We start from the raw sequence: 16,509 nt of genomic DNA on the forward strand, positions 1-16,509 counted from the left end.
CCCGGGCGCCCCTGCCCCGTGCGTTGCCCCGCCGGCCTCAGCCGGAGTGCCGCGACCGCGCCTTGAAGGCCGCCTTGCGCGCCTCCTTGGCGGCCTTCTTGTCCGGGTGCAGCCGGCCCATGGCCTCCAGGACGTCGGCGGTCGCCGGGTGGTCCACCCGCCAGGCCTCGTCGAAGAACCCGCTGTGCTGCTCGGTCAGGTCCTGGACGAGATCCCGCAGCTCGGCCGCGGCCTCCTCGTCCACGCTGTCCAGCTGGGCCGCGATGGTGTCCACCGTCAGCCAGAAGATCATTTCCTGGGACGGCCCGGGGATGCCGGGCAGTCCGCGCTCGGCGAGCCAGACCCGGGCCAGTCCGCCCAGCTGCCGGTCGTCGAGCACCTCGCGCAGCGCGGGCTCGGCGTCCGGGGCGAACAGCGAGAGCGTCTGCTGGGCGGCGAGCCGGCGCAGCGGGGCGCGCTCGTCGTCGCCGCGGGCGGCGGCGAGCAGGTCCCGGGCGGCGTCCAGGGGCGTACGGGCGGCGAGCCACTGCTCGGACTCGGCCTGGGCGAGCGCCTCCGGGTACTCCGGCAGCGCCTCCAGGAGGACATCGGCGCCCTTGTCGGTGAGGTCGCCGACGGCCGGGGCATGCACCCCGGCGTCCAGCATCCGGGCGCGGACCGCCCAGACGCCGAGCGGGGTGAGCCGGACCATGCCGTAGCGGGAGACGTCCTCGTCGTCCAGCGACTCGGCGGCGGAGACCGTCTCGCCGTCCTCGTCCAGCTCCTCGATGAGCGCTTCGTCGACCGGCCGGTAGGCGACCAGCCCGATCGGCTCCAGCACCCGGAACTGGTCGTCCAGCCGCATCATCGCGTCGGAGACCTCTTCGAGGATGTCGTCCGTGGGCTCGTCCATGTCGTCCGGGACGATCACGGAGGCGGCCAGTGCGGGCAGCGGGACGTCCTGGTCGGGGGCCTCGTCGAGGGCGCTGAGCAGGTAGAGGTTGCCGAGGATGCCGTCCAGCAGCTCGGCCTCCTCCTCCGGGTTCCAGTCGATCGCGTCCAGGTCCAGGTCGCCGCCCTCGGCGAGCTGGTCGGCGATGTCGGAGAGGTCAGGGGCGACGGCGTCGGCGAGCACGGCCTCCATGCCGCCGAGCCAGATGTCCAGGACGTCCTGCGGGGTGCCGGAGGTCAGCAGGGCGAGTTCGTCGCCCGGGGTGGCGGTGCCGACGGCCGCGTCGTCCGGCAGCTCCGCACCGTCTGCGCCGTCGGCGCCGTCTGCGGACTCCTCCTCCGTGATCTCCACGAGCCCGGTGTCCACCGCCAGCTGCCATGCCTCGGCGGCGTACGCGAGCCCGTCCTCGTCGCCGGAGAGGCCCAGGTGCTCGGTGGCGGCGACCAGCGACTCGTGGAGGATCTCGCCGCCCACACCCACCGGAACGCCGCCCTCCGCCCAGCGGGCGAGCTTGGCGGCCCGCGCCATCAGTGGAGCGCTCAGCGCGTCACGGGCCAGCTCCGCTTCGGAGTGCAGCCGCACCGGCGGCATGGTCGGGCGGTCAGCGGACATCGGGCTCAGCTCCTCGAACGGACTACGGCTGGTGCGCCGCCCAAGCGTAGACGGAATTCTCCCCATCTCGGGCGGTTCACTATCCGTACGCCCCCGTCCACCGGGAGAACCTTGACAACTCCCTTGCGCGCACAAGAAATTGACGCGCGTAGCGAGCGCCGGTCCCGCTCCCCGGCATCCTCCCGCCCCCCTTTCCCCGGAGGCATTCACGCCATCCCGTCGTACGCTCCGCGGACCGGCCGCCCTCGGCGCGGTGGCCGGTGCGGCCCTCGCCGGAGGACTGCCTCACGTGGCGCAGCCCGCCTCGGCGGAAGCCGCCGGCAGGCGGGTTCGCGCTCAGGGGCAAGCCCGGCGACCGGGTACCGCGGATCGCGGCCACGACCACCCTGCGTCACCGGCCGTCACTCCTCTGGCCCACGTCCGCACGCCAACCGCGTCCGGGGGTGCGGTACTGGGCTCGTAACCACTGTTTCGGCGAGACAAAGGGAGTCATGATGCCGAAGTCGCAGAACCGTAAGTCGGGCAACAAGGACCGCGCCGCCGAGCGGCGTTCCGACCAGCACCGTCCCCAGTCGGAAGAGTCCGCCGCCGAGCGGACCCAGGACCTGAAGCCGCGGGCGCGCAAGGCTGACTGACGCGTGAGGGGCATGTGACCCGGGCGGCCGTCGCACTCCGGTGCGGCGGCCGTTGCGTGGTTCACGACCGTACGTCCGCCGCCCTCACCAGCCGGCCCGGGGACGGACTCCGGACGGCCCCGGCCCGCTCTGCGGCGGGAGATACGCCTCCGGTGCCGCTGCCCGTCCCCCGGGCCCGGCCTCCGGCTCCGCGTCCCCCGCGGACGGGTCCGGTACGAGATCCCGCACCAGCAGCGTCGCCCCCGCCACCGCGCCCGGCATCAGCACCACCGCGATGAACGGGATCAGGAACAGCAGTACCAGCGGGGTCCCGAAGCCCACCGCCAGCGCCTTCCGACCGCGCAGCAGCCGCAGGCGCTCGCGCACCGGGATGTCCCGGCGCTGCATCGCCACCGTGGTCAGCTCGACGGCGAGGAAGAAGCCGGAGACGCAGAAGCCGATGGCCGGGACCAGGGTCTGCCCGACGACCGGCAGGAACCCCAGGAGGAACAGCAGCACCCCGAACCCGGCCGCCCGCAGCAGCACGTGGACCATGTCCCGCAGCGCGACGGCGATCTCCCGCCACAGCGGCCGGCCGGGGCCGGGCGGGCAGTGCCCCTCGCTCTCCTCGACCTTCTCCGACAGGGACTCGTAGAAGGGGTCGCCGATCAGCAGGGTGACGGCGGTGAACGTCAGCACGGACAGCGTCAGCCCGCCGGCGAACAGCAGCACCACGAACAGCCCGCGCAGCAGCCCCTGCCAGGGGGAGCCCCAGCCGTCGGCGAACGGCGTGGCCCAGGCGGCGAGATCGCCGGACCAGACGGCGAGCGCGGTGAGCGCCCCGGCGTACAGCACCAGCGCGATCAGCGCGGGCAGCAGTCCGAAGCCCCACCACCTGCCGTGGCCGGCGATCCAGCGCTGCCCCCGGCCCAGATACCGCATCCCCGCTACAAGATCACGCATGGCCGCAACCCTATCCGCGAACGGCCCGCGGCCCGGCGGGAGTCCCACCGGGCCGCGGAGCTGCCGTACCGCTCGCTCAGTTGTGGCTGTGCAGGATCTCGTTCAGACCGCCCCAGACCGCCTTGTTCGGGCGGGCCTCGACGGCGCCCGTGGTGGAGTTGCGGCGGAAGAGGATGTTGTCGCCGCCGGAGAGCTCCAGCGCCTTGACGATCTGGCCGTCGGGCATGGTGACCCGGGTGCCCGCGGTGACGTACAGACCGGCCTCGACGACGCACTCGTCGCCCAGCGCGATACCGATACCGGACTCCGCGCCCAGCAGGCAGCGCTCGCCGATCGAGATGATCTGCTTGCCGCCGCCGGAGAGGGTGCCCATCGTGGAGGCGCCGCCGCCGATGTCGGTACCGTCGCCGATCACCACGCCCGCGCTGATCCGGCCCTCGATCATGGAGGTGCCCAGCGTGCCGGCGTTGAAGTTGACGAAGCCCTCGTGCATGACGGTGGTGCCGGCCGCGAGGTGGGCGCCCAGCCGCACCCGGTCGGCGTCCGCGATCCGCACGCCGGCGGGCGCCACGTAGTCGGTCATCCGCGGGAACTTGTCGACGCTGGTGACCTGGAGGTGCAGGCCTTCGGCGCGGGCGTTCAGCCGCACCGTCTCCAGCCGGTCGACGGCCACCGGGCCGAGCGAGGTCCAGGCGGCGTTGCTCAGCAGCCCGAAGATGCCCTCCAGGTTCTGGCCGTGCGGCTTGACCAGCCGGTGGCTCAGCAGGTGCAGGCGCAGATAGGCGTCGTGCGCGTCCAGCGGCTTGTCGTCGAGCGAGGCGATGACCGTCCGGACGGCCACGACCTCCACATCGCGGACCGGGTCGGGACCGATCGCCTTGAGCACGGCGGCGCCCAGGAGTTCGGTGGCGCGCTGGTCCTCCAGCCGCTCGGTGCCGGCCGGGCCGAGGCCCTCGGCGGTCGCGGAAACCAGCTCGGGCTTGGGGAACCAGGTGTCGAGAACAGTGCCGTCGGAGGTGACGGTGGCGAGCCCGGCGGCGACGGCGCCGGTCGTACGGGGAGAATCAAGGGAAACAGCAGCATCGGTCATGCCGGAAACCTAACCGGAGGTCGCCCGCCGAGGCGAACCGGTCTCAGCGATCGGGCCGCGCCCGTACGGTCCCACAACCGGCCTCGTGCGCTCGCACGAACCGCCCGCCCACCCGCCGCCGCCCCGACCGCGGTCCCGGCCTCAGCCGAGCACACCGGCCAACCCGTCCCGGACCACGGCCCGTTCGAAGGGCCGGCCGGTCAGCAGGTGCTGGAGGAGCAGTCCGTCGGCGAACGCCACCACGGCCCGCGCGGTGGCCGGGTCGCCGATCCGCCGCCCGAGCAGCGCCACCATCTCGTCCAGACATTCCGCCGCGATCGGCCGCACCGCCTCGTGCCGCAGCGCCGCCAGATACAGCTCGTACTCCAGCGCCACCCGCGACCGGTCGCCGGCCAGCGTCTCCTCGACCAGCCGCGCCACCTCGTCGGCCAGCGGCACCGCCGGATCGATCCCCGCCACCCAGCGCGCGAAGTCCGCCAGCCACCAGCCGTTGGCCTGCCGCAGCGCGGCGACCAGCAGTTCGTCCAGCGTCGCGAAGTGATACGTCGTCGAGCCCAGCGGCACATCCGCCGCGGCGGCCACCGCGCGATGGCTGAGCCCGGCGATCCCCCGCTCGCCGACCACCGCGATCGCCGCGTCGATGATCCGCTGCCGCCGGTCCGGGTCGTACCGCCGCGCCATCAGTGCGCACCGTCCAGATTCAGCACGACCACCCCGGCGATGACCAGCAGCACCCCGAGGATCTTCAGCGGGCTGGTGCTCTCCCCCAGGAACACCGTCCCGATCGCCGCGATGACCGCCGTGCCCGCCCCGGACCAGATCGCATAGGTCGTCCCCACGCTCATCGACTTCAGCGTCTGCGCCAGCAGCGCGAACGCCACCAGGTACCCCAGCGTCGTCCCGACCGACGGCCACAGTTTGGTGAACCCGTGGCTGTACTTCATCGCCGTGGTCGCCAGGATCTCGGAGAGGATCGCCCCGGCCAGCGTCAGATAGGCCATGCGTACGAGCGTACACAACGATGTGTACGGGCGTACGCAACTGCGCTCCGGGAAGCCCCGGGAAGCGGAACGGCCGTGCCCGCCAGTGGTGACTGGCGGGCACGGCCGTATCGCGGCGGCGGATCGGTCAGACGTTGAACCCCAGCGCGCGCAGCTGCTCGCGCCCATCATCGGTGATCTTGTCCGGGCCCCACGGGGGCATCCACACCCAGTTGATCTTCAGCTCGCTGACGATGCCGTCCGTGGCGGACTTCGCCTGGTCCTCGATGACGTCGGTCAGCGGGCAGGCCGCGGAGGTCAGCGTCATGTCGATGGTGGCGATGTTGGCGTCGTCGATGTGAATGCCGTAGATCAGGCCGAGGTTGACGACGTCGATGCCCAGCTCGGGGTCGACGACGTCGTAGAGGGCCTCGCGGACCTCTTCCTCGGAGGCCGGCTTGGTGGTGGTGGGGGTGTCGGTCATGCGGTCTTCGCCTCCTCGGAGAGGGCCTTGGCCGTGGCGTCCTTCCAGGCCATCCAGCTCAGCAGCGCGCACTTCACGCGCGCCGGGTACTTGGAGACGCCGGCGAACGCCACCGCGTCCTCCAGCACCTCCTCCATCGCGTCGTCCGGCTCGACCTGGCCCTTGGACTGCATCAGCTCCAGGAACGTCTCCTGGATCTTCTGCGCCTCGCCGAGCTGCTTGCCGACCAGGAGTTCGTTGAGCACCGACGCGCTGGCCTGGCTGATGGAGCAGCCCTGGCCCTCGTAGGACACGTCCCCGATCGTCGTGCCCTCCAGCCGCACGCGCAGCGTGATCTCGTCACCGCACGTGGGGTTGACGTGGTGCACCTCGGCGTCGCCGTCCCGGAGACCGCGCCCATGGGGGTGCTTGTAGTGGTCCAGGATGACGTCCTGGTACATGGAATCCAGCTTCACGACTCAGTCAGTCCTGTCCTCATCCGAAGAAGTTGCGGACGTGCTCCAGACCCTCGACCAGGGCGTCGACCTCGGCCGGGGTGGAGTACAGATAGAACGACGCTCGCGTGGTCGCAGGAATTCCGTACCGCAGGCAGACCGGACGCGCGCAGTGGTGCCCCACCCGGACCGCGATGCCCTGCTCGTCCAGCACCTGGCCCACGTCGTGCGGGTGGATGTCGCCGAGCGTGAAGGAGATCGTCGCCCCGCGGTCCTCGGCCGTGCTCGGGCCGATGATGCGCAGGTCCGGGACCTCCAGCAGCCGCTTGACGGCGTACTCGGTGATCGCGTGCTCATGCGCGGCGATCCTGTCCATGCCGATCGAGGTGAGGTAGTCCACGGCCGCGCCGAGGCCGACGGCCTGCGCGATCGGGGGCGTACCGGCCTCGAACTTGTGCGGCGCGGGCGCGTAGGTCGAGGAGTGCATGGACACCGTCTCGATCATCTCGCCGCCGCCGAGGAACGGAGGCAGGTCCTCCAGCAGCTCCTGGCGGCCCCACAGCACACCGATGCCGGTCGGGCCGCACATCTTGTGGCCGGTGAAGGCCACGAAGTCGGCCTGGAGCGCCTGGACGTCGAGGACCATGTGCGGCGCGGCCTGCGAGGCGTCGATGCACACCAGCGCACCGACCTCCTGCGCGCGCCGGACGATCGTCTCGACCGGGTTGACGGTGCCCATGATGTTGGAGACCAGCGTGAAGGAGACGATCTTCGTCTGCTCCGTGATGACCTCGTCGATGTTGGAGAGGTCGAGGCGGCCGTCGTCGGTGATGCCGAACCACTTCAGCTTCGCTCCGGTGCGCTGCGAGAGCAGCTGCCACGGGACGATGTTGGAGTGGTGTTCCATCTCCGTGATGACTATCTCGGTCTCGCGGTCCACGCGGTAGGGCTCATCGGCCCAACCCAGCATGTTCGCAACGAGGTTGAGCGACTCCGAGGCGTTCTTGGTGAAGATCACCTCGTCGCGGCTGGGCGCGTTGATGAAGGCGGCGACCTTGTCGCGGGCGCCTTCGTACAGCGCCGTGGCCTCCTCGGCGAGCACATGCACGCCGCGGTGGACGTTGGCGTTGTGGCGTTCGTAGTAGGCGCTCAGGGCGTCGAGGACCTGGCGCGGCTTCTGCGACGTCGCCGCGTTGTCCAGGTACACGATCTTCTTCCCGTCGTGGACCTGACGGTCCAGAAGGGGGAAGTCCTTGCGGATCGCCTCTGTGTCGAGGAGGCCCGGCAGCTGTGTCACGCGGTCGTACCACCCTTCACGTATGCCTCGTAGCCCTCGGCCTCCAGCTTGTCCGCCAGCTCGGGGCCGCCGGACTCGGCGATCCGCCCGTTGGCGAAGACGTGGACGTGGTCGGGCTTGATGTAGCGGAGAATCCGGGTGTAGTGGGTGATGAGCAGGGTGCCCACCTGGCCGGTCTCGCGCACGCGGTTGACGCCCTCGGAGACGATCCGCAGCGCGTCGACGTCGAGGCCGGAGTCGGTCTCGTCGAGGATCGCGATGGCCGGCTTCAGCAGCTCCAGCTGGAGGATCTCGTGGCGCTTCTTCTCACCGCCGGAGAAGCCCTCGTTGACGTTGCGCTCGGCGAACGAGGGGTCCATGTGGAGGCGCTCCATGGCCTCCTTGACCTCCTTGACCCACAGCCGCAGCTTGGGGGCCTCGCCGCGGATCGCGGTGGCGGAGGTGCGCAGGAAGTTGGAGACCGAGACGCCGGGGACCTCGACCGGGTACTGCATGGCGAGGAAGACGCCGGCCCGGGCGCGCTCGTCGACGGACATCTCAAGGACGTCCTCGCCGTCGAGGGTGACGGTGCCGCCGGTGATCGTGTACTTCGGGTGACCCGCGAGGGAGTAGGCGAGGGTCGACTTGCCGGAGCCGTTGGGGCCCATGATGGCGTGCGTCTCGCCCTGCTTCACGGTCAGGTCGACGCCCTTCAGGATCTCGCGCTGGCCGTTCTCGGCCTCGACGGAGACGTGCAGGTCGTGGATCTCAAGCGTTGCCATGGGGAACTCAGGACTCCTGGGTGACGGAGACGAGCACGTCGTCCCCTTCGATCTTTACGGGGTATACGGGGACGGGGCGCGTCGCGGGAAGGCCGGACGGCTTGCCGGTGCGCAGGTCGAAGCTGGAGCCGTGCAGCCAACACTCGATCGAGCAGTCCTCGACCTCGCCCTCCGACAGGGAGACGTTGGCGTGCGAGCAGATGTCGTTGATCGCGAACACCTCGCCCTCGGTGCGGACCAGCGAAATCGGCGTGCCGTCGATCTCCACCCTCGTGGGGGTGTCCTCCTCCAGCTCGCTGAGCGCCGCTGCGCGTACGTACGTCATGCCGCCGACGCTTCCAGTTCGGATTCGATCTTGCTCATCAGGCGCTCCTCGACGTCCGGGAGGCCGATCTGCTGGACCAGCTCGGCGAAGAAGCCGCGGACGACCAGGCGGCGCGCCTCGTCGGCCGGGACACCGCGGGCCATCAGGTAGAAGAGCTGCTCGTCGTCGAAGCGGCCGGTCGCCGAGGCGTGGCCGGCGCCGACGATCTCGCCGGTCTCGATCTCCAGGTTGGGCACCGAGTCGACCCGCGCGCCGTCGGTCAGGACGAGGTTGCGGTTGAGCTCGTAGGTGTCGGTGCCGGTGGCAGCCGCCTGGATGAGGACGTCGCCGATCCAGACCGCGTGCGCGTCCTGGCCCTGGAGCGCGCCCTTGTACGTCACGTGGGAGCGGCAGTTGGGCGTGTCGTGGTTGACGAAGAGGCGGTGCTCCTGGTGCTGGCCCTGCTCGGTGAAGTACAGGCCGTAGAGCTCGGCCTCGCCGCCGGGGCCCGCGTAGTCGATGCGCGGGTGGAGGCGGACCAGGTCGCCGCCGAAGGTGACGACCACGGACTTGAAGGTGGCGTCCCGGCCGACCAGGGCGTTGTGCTGGCCGCAGTGGACGGCGGTGTCGTCCCAGTCCTGGACGGAGACGACGGTCAGCTTGGCGCCGTCGCCGAGGAGGAAGTCGACATTGGCGGCGAGCACCGCGTCACCGGTGTGGTCGATGACCACGACGGCCTCGGCGAACGCGCCCAGCTCGACGACCTGGTGGCCGTAGGCGGTGCCGCCCTCGCCGTGGACGGTGATCCGGATCGGCTCGGTGAGCACGGTCTCCTTGGGGACCGTGACCACCGACGCCTTCTCGAACGAGCTGTACGCCTGGGCCGCGACCCGGTCCACCGGCTTGCCGGCCTTGCCGACCCGCGGGTCGGTGCGGTCGACCAGCTCGTGGGTGACGCCCTCGGGCGCGCTGATGTCGACCTTCAGGTCGGGACCGCCGGCCGCGGCGCTGCCGTCGTGCAGACCGCGCAGCCGCGCGAGCGGCGTGAAGCGCCACTCCTCCTCGCGGCCGTGCGGCACCGGGAAGTCCGCCACGTCGTAGGACGGCGGGGCGCTCATCCGGGTGGCGACGGTGGACTCCGCGGCCACCGCGATGGAGCCGGTGGTCGTGGAACCCGCCGGGATGTTCTGAGCCTCAGCCATGGCTGTCGTTGTGCTCGCTTTCTGCGTTCAGGGAGTCAGTCGCTGCGTGCGGACCGGCGTCAGCCGACCGCGCCTTCCATCTGCAGCTCGATCAGCCGGTTGAGCTCCAGCGCGTACTCCATCGGCAGCTCACGGGCGATCGGCTCGACGAAGCCGCGGACGATCATCGCCATGGCCTCCTGCTCGCTCAGGCCGCGCGCCATCAGGTAGAACAGCTGGTCCTCGCTGACCTTGGAGACCGTCGCCTCGTGGCCCATGGACACGTCGTCCTCGCGGACGTCCACGTAGGGGTAGGTGTCCGAGCGGGAGATGGTGTCCACCAGCAGCGCGTCGCACAGCACGTTGGACTTGGAGCCGTGCGCGCCCTCGCCGATCTCGACCAGACCGCGGTAGGACGTCCGGCCGCCGCCTCGCGCCACCGACTTGGAGACGATGTTGGAGGAGGTGTTCGGCGCCATGTGGACCATCTTGGAGCCGGCGTCCTGGTGCTGGCCCTCGCCCGCGAAGGCGATGGACAGCGTCTCGCCCTTGGCGTGCTCACCCATGAGGTAGACCGCCGGGTACTTCATGGTCACCTTGGAGCCGAGGTTGCCGTCGACCCACTCCATCGTCGCGCCCTCATAGGCGACGGCGCGCTTGGTGACCAGGTTGTAGACGTTGTTCGACCAGTTCTGGATCGTCGTGTAGCGGCACCGGCCGCCCTTCTTGACGATGATCTCGACGACCGCGGAGTGCAGCGAGTCGGACTTGTAGATCGGCGCCGTGCAGCCCTCGACGTAGTGGACGTAGGCGTCCTCGTCGACGATGATCAGCGTCCGCTCGAACTGGCCCATGTTCTCGGTGTTGATCCGGAAGTACGCCTGGAGCGGGATGTCCACGTGGACGCCCTTGGGGACGTAGATGAACGAGCCGCCGGACCACACCGCGGTGTTCAGCGACGCGAACTTGTTGTCGCCGACCGGGATGACCGTGCCGAAGTACTCCTGGAAGAGCTCCGGGTGCTCCTTCAGCGCGGTGTCGGTGTCCAGGAAGATGACGCCCTGCGCCTCCAGGTCCTCGCGGATCTGGTGGTAGACGACCTCGGACTCGTACTGCGCGGCGACACCGGCGACCAGGCGCTGCTTCTCCGCCTCGGGGATGCCCAGCTTGTCGTAGGTGTTCTTGATGTCCTCGGGCAGCTCCTCCCAGGAGGCGGCCTGCTGCTCGGTGGAGCGGACGAAGTACTTGATGTTGTCGAAGTCGATGCCCGAGAGGTCGGAGCCCCACTGCGGCATGGGCTTCTTGTCGAACAGCTTCAGCCCCTTGAGGCGGAGCTTGAGCATCCACTCCGGCTCGTCCTTCTTCCCCGAGATGTCGCGGACGACTTCCTCGGAGAGACCGCGCTTCGCCGAGGCGCCGGCCACGTCGGAGTCGGCCCAGCCGTATTCGTACTTGCCCAGGCCCTCGAGCTCAGGGTGAGCAGTCTCCGTAGGGAGCGTCATGCGGGGTTCCTCCCGGCCGTGCTTGCAGATGCTGTGGTGGTCTTGGTGGTGCTGCTGTGAACTGTGCTGCTGTGCGCTGCCTTGCCGGCCCCGGCCTTCGGGACGAAGGTCGTGCACACTCCGTCGCCGTGGGCGATGGTGGCAAGTCGCTGTACGTGGGTCCCGAGCAATCGGGAGAAGACCTCGGTCTCCGCCTCGCACAGCTGCGGGTACTGCTCGGCGACGTGGGCGACCGGGCAGTGGTGCTGGCAGAGCTGTTCACCGAGCTGGGGATTGGGCGCACTGCGCGCCGTAGCAGCGTACCCGTCCGCGGTCAACGCCTTCGCGAGGGCCTCCGTACGGGCCTCCGGCTCGGCGGCGTCGACCGCCTTGCGGTAGCCCTCGGCCTGGGCCGCGAGCCGCGCGCGGGCGAACGCGGCGACCGCCGCCTCGCCCTTCTCCCCGCCGCCCGCGCTCTGCGCGATCCAGCGCAGCGCATCGGAGGCGAGCTGGTCGTACGCCTGGTCGAAGGCGTCCCGCCCGCAGTCGGTGAGCGCGAACGCCTTGGCCGGACGGCCGCGGCCCCGCGTGCCGTAGACCCGCTTCTCGCGGGGCTCCACGACGCCCTCCGCGGCCAGCGCGTCCAGATGACGGCGGACGGCGGCCTGGGTCAGCTCCAGGCGGAGGGCGAGCTCGGCCGCGGTGGACGGACCGTGGTCGAGGATCGAGCGTGCGACGCGATTGCGGGTGCCCTGCTGCTCGTCGTGCGACGCCGGGGCGTGGCCGCCCTGGGCGGAGCGTCCGGGGTGCGCGGGCTGCTCGGGCGCGGAGGAAGCCGGGCCGGTCGGCTGGGCCGCCGGCCTCCTCTGATCCTCGCTCGCGTATTTCACAACGCCATTGTTGCGTAATTCGCCAAGGCGATTCAAGCCTGTTTCACATCACGGACTGGTGGCCTCGATCACTTAGGGTTACCTAATTCCGTGCTGCTCCAGAGCCCCCGAAATACCCTCCGGCCTGCGACGACACGGCCCCGTCACGCCGGCCCGCCGGACGCCTCCGCGGCGCACCGCGGACGCCTTCCCGGTGGCCGAAGTCCACCGCCGCCCGCACCGCCATCCCGGCGACCCGCCCCCGAACCGTACCCGAGCCCCCGCTCCCGGCGGCCCGGCCCCGCTCCGTAGACTGCCCGCCATGCGCAGTACCCCCCCGGGGGGTGACCCCCAGACCCCCGGCCGAGAGCCTGCCGTCGAGGTCGTCGGCCTGATCAAGCGGTACGGGTCCAAGACCGCCGTGGACGGGCTCGACCTCACCGTCGCCCGCGACTCGGTGACCGCCGTCCTGGGACCCAACGGCGCCGGCAAGACCACCACCGTGGAGACCTGCGAGGGCTACCGCCGCCCGGACGCCGGCCGGGTCCGCGTACTGGGCCTGGACCCGGTCGCCGACGCCGCCGCGCTGCGACCGCGCATCGGCGTGATGCTCCAGTCCGGCGGCGTCTACGCGGGCGCCCGGGCCGAGGAGATGCTCCGGCACACCGCCACCCTGCACGCCCACCCGCTCGACGTGGCCGACCTCATCGACCGCCTGGGGCTGGGAAGTTGCGGCCGTACGCCCTACCGGCGGCTGTCCGGCGGGCAGCAGCAGCGGCTCGCGCTGGCGATGGCCGTGGTCGGCCGCCCCGAACTGGTCTTCCTCGACGAGCCCACCGCCGGCCTGGACCCACAGGCCCGGCACGCCACCTGGGACCTCGTCCGCGAACTGCGCGCCGACGGCGTGAGCGTCGTCCTGACCACCCACTTCATGGACGAGGCCGAGCAGCTCGCCGACGACGTCGCGATCATCGACGGCGGCCGGGTGATCGCCCAGGGCAGCCCCGAGGAACTGTGCAAGGGCGGCGCCGAGAACAGCCTCCGCTTCACCGGCCGCCCCGGTCTGGACATCGCCTCGCTCCTCAAGGCCCTGCCCGCCGACAGCATCGCCGCCGAACTGGCCGCCGGCACCTACCGCGTCAACGGCCGCATCGACCCCCAGCTCCTGGCCACCGTCACCTCCTGGTGCGCCCAGAACGGCGTGATGCCGGACTCGATAGCCGTCGAACGGCACACACTTGAGGACGTGTTCCTGGAGCTCACGGGGAAGGAGCTGCGCGCATGACGCGGGGTCACTCGCCTTTCGGCCGGGGGTCCGGGGGTCGCACCCCGGGACAGCACAGCCCGGAGCTCACAGGGAAGGAGCTGCGCGTATGACCGCCGGGACCGGAACGTTCGCCCCTCGGCCGGGTGCCGCCCCGCTGCCGCGGATGATCCGCGCACAGGCGGCCCTGGAGACCAGGATGCTGCTGCGCAACGGTGAGCAGCTGCTGCTGACCGTCGTCATCCCGACGCTGCTGCTGGTGCTGTTCTCCGCCGTCGACATCATCGACACCGGGGCCGGGAAGTCGGTGGACTTCCTCGCGCCGGGCATCCTGGCGCTCGCCGTGCTGTCCACCGCCTTCACCGGCCAGGCCATCGCGACCGGCTTCGAACGCCGCTACGGGGTCCTCAAGCGGCTGGGCGCCTCACCGCTCCCCCGCTGGGCGCTGATGACGGCGAAGACCTGTGCGGTCCTGGTCACCGAGGTCCTCCAGGTCGTCCTGCTGACGGTGGTCGCCTTCGCACTGGGCTGGTCGCCGCACGGCAACCCGGTCTCCGTCGTGCTGCTGCTCCTGGTGGGCACCGCGGCGTTCTCGGGCCTGGGCCTGCTGATGGCCGGCACCCTCAAGGCGGAGGCCACCCTGGCCGCCGCCAACCTGGTCTTCCTGCTGCTCCTCGTGGGCGGCGGCGTCATCGTCCCCCTGGCCAAGTTCCCGGAGGGCGCACAGGCGGTGCTGGGGCTGCTGCCGATCTCCGCGCTCTCCGACGGACTGCGCACGGTCCTTCAGCACGGGGCCGGCGTCCCCTGGGGAGACCTCGGCATCCTGGCCGTCTGGGCCGTACTGGGCCTGGGCGCCGCGGCGAAGTTCTTCCGCTGGGAGTAGTCCCGCCCGCAGGCCGCCCGCCAGGCGGCCAACGCCCGAACCGCGCCGTCCTGCCTCCGTCCCCCGGGCGGGGGCAGGCGCCGTAACCCCCGGCGTAACCCCCGGCGGGACAACGGCGAACCGGACCCGGTACGCCCCCACCTCGGCGAATACCCCGCGAACCCGCGGCCGGATACGGCAAACCGGACCCTCGTGAAAACGCGCACAAGCCGTTGCCTACGATGGCACCCGTGCCGAACACGCTGAATCCCCTTGAGCTGATCGCCCGCCGCTGGCAGCCGTCCGCACGGTTCGTCCAGCGGGCCGCGCTCGCCACCGTCGTGATGGCCGTGGTCATCGTCGTGACCGGCGGGGCGGTCCGGCTGAGCGACTCCGGTCTGGGCTGCTCGACCTGGCCGCAGTGCACCCCGGGCAGTCTCACGCCGACCGCCGCGATGGGTGTGCACGGCCTGATCGAGTTCGGGAACCGCCTGCTGACGTACGTGCTCTGCGCGGTCGTCGGGGTGTTCATCATCGCCGCCCGCGCCCGGCAGCCCCGGCGCCGGTCGCTCACCAAGCTCGGCTGGGCGCAGTTCTGGATCATCCTGGCGAACGCGCCGGTCGGCGGCATCACCGTGCTGACGGGGCTCAACCCCTACATCGTCGCCGCCCACTTCCTGCTCTCCACCGCCCTGCTCACCGTGGCCGTACTGTCCTGGCAGCGGGCCTGCGAAGGCGACGAGGAGCCGCGCGACCTGGTGGCCCGCCCGGTGCGGCAGCTGACCTGGCTGCTGGTCGTGGCGGCCGGCGCGCTGACCGTGGTCGGCACCCTGGTCACCGGCTCCGGCCCGCACGCCGGCGACGCACACCAGGTGCACCGCATCCGGGTGAACTGGCAGGAGATCACCCAGCTGCACGTCGACCTGGCGTACATCGTGGTCGGCCTCAGCGTCGCGCTGTGGTTCACCCTGCGCGCCGTCAAGGCCCCGGCCGCACCCCGCAAGGCCGTTGTACAGCTGTTCGCGGTCCTCGCCCTCCAGGGCGTCTTCGGCTACGTCCAGTACTTCCTGGGCCTGCCGGCGCTCATCGTGGGGCTCCACATGTTCGGCTCGACGCTGGTCTGGATCGCCGTCCTGCGGGTCTTCCTCACACTGCGCGAGCGCGGTCCGCTCCCGGCCGTGCCCGGCCCGGCCGACCGCCACGAGGTTCCGGAGCCGCAGCCGGCCGTCTAGTCGGCAGACGTTCCGGAGCCGCAGCCGGCCGCCTGGTCAGCAGCTGTCCGGTGGGTCCCCGGCCCGCAGCCGGTAGACCCGCCGGGCGGTGCCCGAGCCGACCATCTCGGTGATCCGCCGCCCGTCCGAGGCGGCGCACAGCCCCTCGGCGGTCCACTCCCCCACGACGCGTTCCATCGCGCGTAAGAAGAACCGCGCGCCGGTGACATAGAGCTCGGGCAGACCGCGCGCCCCCGAGGAGAACAGCAGCTTGCCGAACGGGGCCTGGCCGAGGGCCTCTTCGGGGTGCGGCCCGGTGTCCGCGTACACGTGGGGGTGCACGGCGGCGAGCTGCGCGGCCCGCCGGTGGTGCGGCACCTCGGGCAGCAGGACGAGATCCGAGCCGAGGCCGGCGGTGGCCCGCAGGAAGCCCGCCAGGGGCTGCGGGTCGGGGCAGTGCAGCTGCACCGGCAGACCGGTCGCCACCGCGCTCCACAGCAGATGCCGGACGAGCGCCGGCTCCGCCAGCCGGTCCCCGGGCCGGCGCCCGCGCAGCCAGCGGTCCGCGGCGCGCCGCACCTCGCCCCCGTCCGGCGCGCGGCCCTCGCAGTACGTGGCGCCGGAGGCGAACGCGGTGGCGTGCTGGGCCGCGGCATACAAGGCTTCCGCGGTGTAGCCGATGAAGGAGTCGACACTGCCCGAGGTGTCGGCGACCTGCTCGGCGAGCGGTTCGAGCCGGACCACCTCATGGGCGCCGGCCTCGGCGGCGGCGGACAGTTCGGCGGCCGAGGTCAGTTCGCTGGGGGCGCCGGCCTCCAGCAGGAACGTGCCGATGCCGGCGCCGCGGAGCAGCAGCCGGCCGGCGTGGAAGGCGCCCACCTCGCGCCGCCGGGCCAGATAGCGCACCGGCGGGCAGTGCGGCTCCAGGCCGAGCAACGGGGGGCACCAGCGGCGTATCGCGAGGCCGGTGCGGGTGTCGAAGTAGCTGGTGCCCGCGGGGGCCGGGCCCTGGGCGCCGACCGCGGTGGCCAGGTGCGCCTCGAAGGATCCGAGGCCCAGTTCGCCGTGGACGGTGCCGTGGCTGTAGTGGTCGACCAGGGGTGGGAGTCCGTCCATCCGCCCCTCCTAGCCGTCAGCCCGCCAGGCGTGGCCGAAGCACCGCGCCTGGTGA

Annotated in this window: 18 protein-coding genes; 4 read left to right on the forward strand and 14 right to left on the reverse strand. The window is 71.4% G+C overall.

The features are described 5' to 3' along the window. Positions 1 to 37: 37 nt before the first annotated feature. Entirely contained in the window at positions 38 to 1,543 is a 1,506-nt protein-coding gene (locus IEZ17_RS32480; protein WP_189306458.1) for a hypothetical protein, read from the reverse strand. Positions 1,544 to 2,037: 494 nt separating this feature from the next. Here IEZ17_RS32480 and IEZ17_RS32485 point away from each other — a divergent pair, with 494 nt between their 5' ends. Further along, the gene (locus IEZ17_RS32485; RefSeq protein ID WP_189306460.1) at positions 2,038 to 2,178 is read left to right on the forward strand and encodes a hypothetical protein; all 141 of its coding nucleotides are present in this window, start codon (positions 2,038 to 2,040) and stop codon (positions 2,176 to 2,178) included. Positions 2,179 to 2,262: 84 nt separating this feature from the next. On the opposite strand, the gene IEZ17_RS32490 is transcribed toward IEZ17_RS32485, so the two are convergent. The 12 genes from IEZ17_RS32490 to IEZ17_RS32545 form a co-directional block, all read right to left on the reverse strand. Further along, a complete protein-coding gene (locus IEZ17_RS32490) occupies positions 2,263 to 3,120 on the reverse strand; it encodes an EI24 domain-containing protein (protein ID WP_189306462.1) in 858 nt (285 codons plus the stop codon). Positions 3,121 to 3,196: 76 nt separating this feature from the next. Beyond that, a complete protein-coding gene (gene dapD, locus IEZ17_RS32495) occupies positions 3,197 to 4,210 on the reverse strand; it encodes a 2,3,4,5-tetrahydropyridine-2,6-dicarboxylate N-succinyltransferase (protein ID WP_189306464.1) in 1,014 nt (337 codons plus the stop codon). A 141-nt stretch (positions 4,211 to 4,351) separates the two neighbouring features. After that, a complete protein-coding gene (locus tag IEZ17_RS32500) occupies positions 4,352 to 4,891 on the reverse strand; it encodes a TetR/AcrR family transcriptional regulator (protein WP_189306466.1) in 540 nt (179 codons plus the stop codon). Further along, positions 4,891 to 5,211 (reverse strand): DMT family transporter, encoded by a 321-nt coding sequence (locus IEZ17_RS32505; protein ID WP_189306468.1) that lies wholly within the window; start codon positions 5,209 to 5,211, stop codon positions 4,891 to 4,893. Before IEZ17_RS32505 ends, IEZ17_RS32500 begins: the two co-directional genes overlap by 1 nt. 127 nt (positions 5,212 to 5,338) lie before the next feature. Continuing rightward, positions 5,339 to 5,674: a metal-sulfur cluster assembly factor gene (locus IEZ17_RS32510; RefSeq protein ID WP_006606317.1), complete on the reverse strand. Its 336-nt coding sequence runs from the start codon at positions 5,672 to 5,674 to the stop codon at positions 5,339 to 5,341. Beyond that, positions 5,671 to 6,129 (reverse strand): Fe-S cluster assembly sulfur transfer protein SufU, encoded by a 459-nt coding sequence (sufU, locus tag IEZ17_RS32515; RefSeq protein ID WP_189306470.1) that lies wholly within the window; start codon positions 6,127 to 6,129, stop codon positions 5,671 to 5,673. The genes IEZ17_RS32510 and sufU overlap by 4 nt, the downstream gene beginning before the upstream one ends. Before the next feature lie 19 nt (positions 6,130 to 6,148). Then, a complete protein-coding gene (locus tag IEZ17_RS32520) occupies positions 6,149 to 7,405 on the reverse strand; it encodes a cysteine desulfurase (protein WP_189306472.1) in 1,257 nt (418 codons plus the stop codon). After that, positions 7,402 to 8,166: a Fe-S cluster assembly ATPase SufC gene (sufC, locus tag IEZ17_RS32525; RefSeq protein WP_159504450.1), complete on the reverse strand. Its 765-nt coding sequence runs from the start codon at positions 8,164 to 8,166 to the stop codon at positions 7,402 to 7,404. Before sufC ends, IEZ17_RS32520 begins: the two co-directional genes overlap by 4 nt. 7 nt (positions 8,167 to 8,173) lie before the next feature. Next, positions 8,174 to 8,491, reverse strand: coding sequence for a non-heme iron oxygenase ferredoxin subunit (locus IEZ17_RS32530; RefSeq protein ID WP_189306474.1), 318 nt, complete (start codon positions 8,489 to 8,491; stop codon positions 8,174 to 8,176). Beyond that, the gene (gene sufD, locus IEZ17_RS32535) at positions 8,488 to 9,672 is read right to left on the reverse strand and encodes a Fe-S cluster assembly protein SufD (RefSeq protein ID WP_189306475.1); all 1,185 of its coding nucleotides are present in this window, start codon (positions 9,670 to 9,672) and stop codon (positions 8,488 to 8,490) included. Before sufD ends, IEZ17_RS32530 begins: the two co-directional genes overlap by 4 nt. A gap of 59 nt (positions 9,673 to 9,731) precedes the next feature. Next, on the reverse strand, positions 9,732 to 11,153 hold the full coding sequence (sufB, locus tag IEZ17_RS32540; RefSeq protein ID WP_189306477.1) for a Fe-S cluster assembly protein SufB: 1,422 nt from the start codon (positions 11,151 to 11,153) through the stop codon (positions 9,732 to 9,734). Then, on the reverse strand, positions 11,150 to 12,022 hold the full coding sequence (locus IEZ17_RS32545; protein WP_189306479.1) for a helix-turn-helix transcriptional regulator: 873 nt from the start codon (positions 12,020 to 12,022) through the stop codon (positions 11,150 to 11,152). The genes sufB and IEZ17_RS32545 overlap by 4 nt, the downstream gene beginning before the upstream one ends. Before the next feature lie 301 nt (positions 12,023 to 12,323). Here IEZ17_RS32545 and IEZ17_RS32550 point away from each other — a divergent pair, with 301 nt between their 5' ends. From IEZ17_RS32550 to IEZ17_RS32560, 3 genes are all read left to right on the forward strand, one after another. Beyond that, positions 12,324 to 13,286 (forward strand): ABC transporter ATP-binding protein, encoded by a 963-nt coding sequence (locus tag IEZ17_RS32550; protein WP_189306482.1) that lies wholly within the window; start codon positions 12,324 to 12,326, stop codon positions 13,284 to 13,286. Positions 13,287 to 13,374: 88 nt separating this feature from the next. Next, positions 13,375 to 14,148 carry an ABC transporter permease gene (locus tag IEZ17_RS32555; protein WP_189306484.1) on the forward strand — a complete coding sequence of 258 codons (774 nt, stop codon included), beginning with the start codon at positions 13,375 to 13,377 and terminating at the stop codon, positions 14,146 to 14,148. A 230-nt stretch (positions 14,149 to 14,378) separates the two neighbouring features. Then, positions 14,379 to 15,359, forward strand: a complete 981-nt coding sequence (locus IEZ17_RS32560; protein ID WP_189306486.1) for a COX15/CtaA family protein — start codon at positions 14,379 to 14,381, stop codon at positions 15,357 to 15,359. Positions 15,360 to 15,395: 36 nt separating this feature from the next. Here IEZ17_RS32560 and IEZ17_RS32565 read toward each other — a convergent pair whose 3' ends face one another. After that, positions 15,396 to 16,454: an amidohydrolase family protein gene (locus tag IEZ17_RS32565; protein WP_189306488.1), complete on the reverse strand. Its 1,059-nt coding sequence runs from the start codon at positions 16,452 to 16,454 to the stop codon at positions 15,396 to 15,398. Between the last annotated feature and the right edge of the window lie 55 nt (positions 16,455 to 16,509).

The sequence above is a fragment of the Streptomyces albospinus genome (genome assembly GCF_014648695.1).
GTDB classification, from domain to species: Bacteria; Actinomycetota; Actinomycetes; order Streptomycetales; family Streptomycetaceae; genus Streptomyces; species Streptomyces albospinus.

What these genes read in the sequence shown, in the direction of transcription:
- IEZ17_RS32480 (WP_189306458.1), bottom strand. Translation starts at nt 1,543, where the DNA reads ATGTCCGCTGACCGCCCGACCATGCCGCCGGTGCGGCTGCACTCCGAA.
- IEZ17_RS32485 (WP_189306460.1), top strand. Translation starts at nt 2,038, where the DNA reads ATGCCGAAGTCGCAGAACCGTAAGTCGGGCAACAAGGACCGCGCCGCC.
- IEZ17_RS32490 (WP_189306462.1), bottom strand. Translation starts at nt 3,120, where the DNA reads ATGCGTGATCTTGTAGCGGGGATGCGGTATCTGGGCCGGGGGCAGCGC.
- dapD (WP_189306464.1), bottom strand. Translation starts at nt 4,210, where the DNA reads ATGACCGATGCTGCTGTTTCCCTTGATTCTCCCCGTACGACCGGCGCC.
- IEZ17_RS32500 (WP_189306466.1), bottom strand. Translation starts at nt 4,891, where the DNA reads ATGGCGCGGCGGTACGACCCGGACCGGCGGCAGCGGATCATCGACGCG.
- IEZ17_RS32505 (WP_189306468.1), bottom strand. Translation starts at nt 5,211, where the DNA reads ATGGCCTATCTGACGCTGGCCGGGGCGATCCTCTCCGAGATCCTGGCG.
- IEZ17_RS32510 (WP_006606317.1), bottom strand. Translation starts at nt 5,674, where the DNA reads ATGACCGACACCCCCACCACCACCAAGCCGGCCTCCGAGGAAGAGGTC.
- sufC (WP_159504450.1), bottom strand. Translation starts at nt 8,166, where the DNA reads ATGGCAACGCTTGAGATCCACGACCTGCACGTCTCCGTCGAGGCCGAG.
- IEZ17_RS32530 (WP_189306474.1), bottom strand. Translation starts at nt 8,491, where the DNA reads ATGACGTACGTACGCGCAGCGGCGCTCAGCGAGCTGGAGGAGGACACC.
- sufD (WP_189306475.1), bottom strand. Translation starts at nt 9,672, where the DNA reads ATGGCTGAGGCTCAGAACATCCCGGCGGGTTCCACGACCACCGGCTCC.
- sufB (WP_189306477.1), bottom strand. Translation starts at nt 11,153, where the DNA reads ATGACGCTCCCTACGGAGACTGCTCACCCTGAGCTCGAGGGCCTGGGC.
- IEZ17_RS32550 (WP_189306482.1), top strand. Translation starts at nt 12,324, where the DNA reads ATGCGCAGTACCCCCCCGGGGGGTGACCCCCAGACCCCCGGCCGAGAG.
- IEZ17_RS32555 (WP_189306484.1), top strand. Translation starts at nt 13,375, where the DNA reads ATGACCGCCGGGACCGGAACGTTCGCCCCTCGGCCGGGTGCCGCCCCG.
- IEZ17_RS32565 (WP_189306488.1), bottom strand. Translation starts at nt 16,454, where the DNA reads ATGGACGGACTCCCACCCCTGGTCGACCACTACAGCCACGGCACCGTC.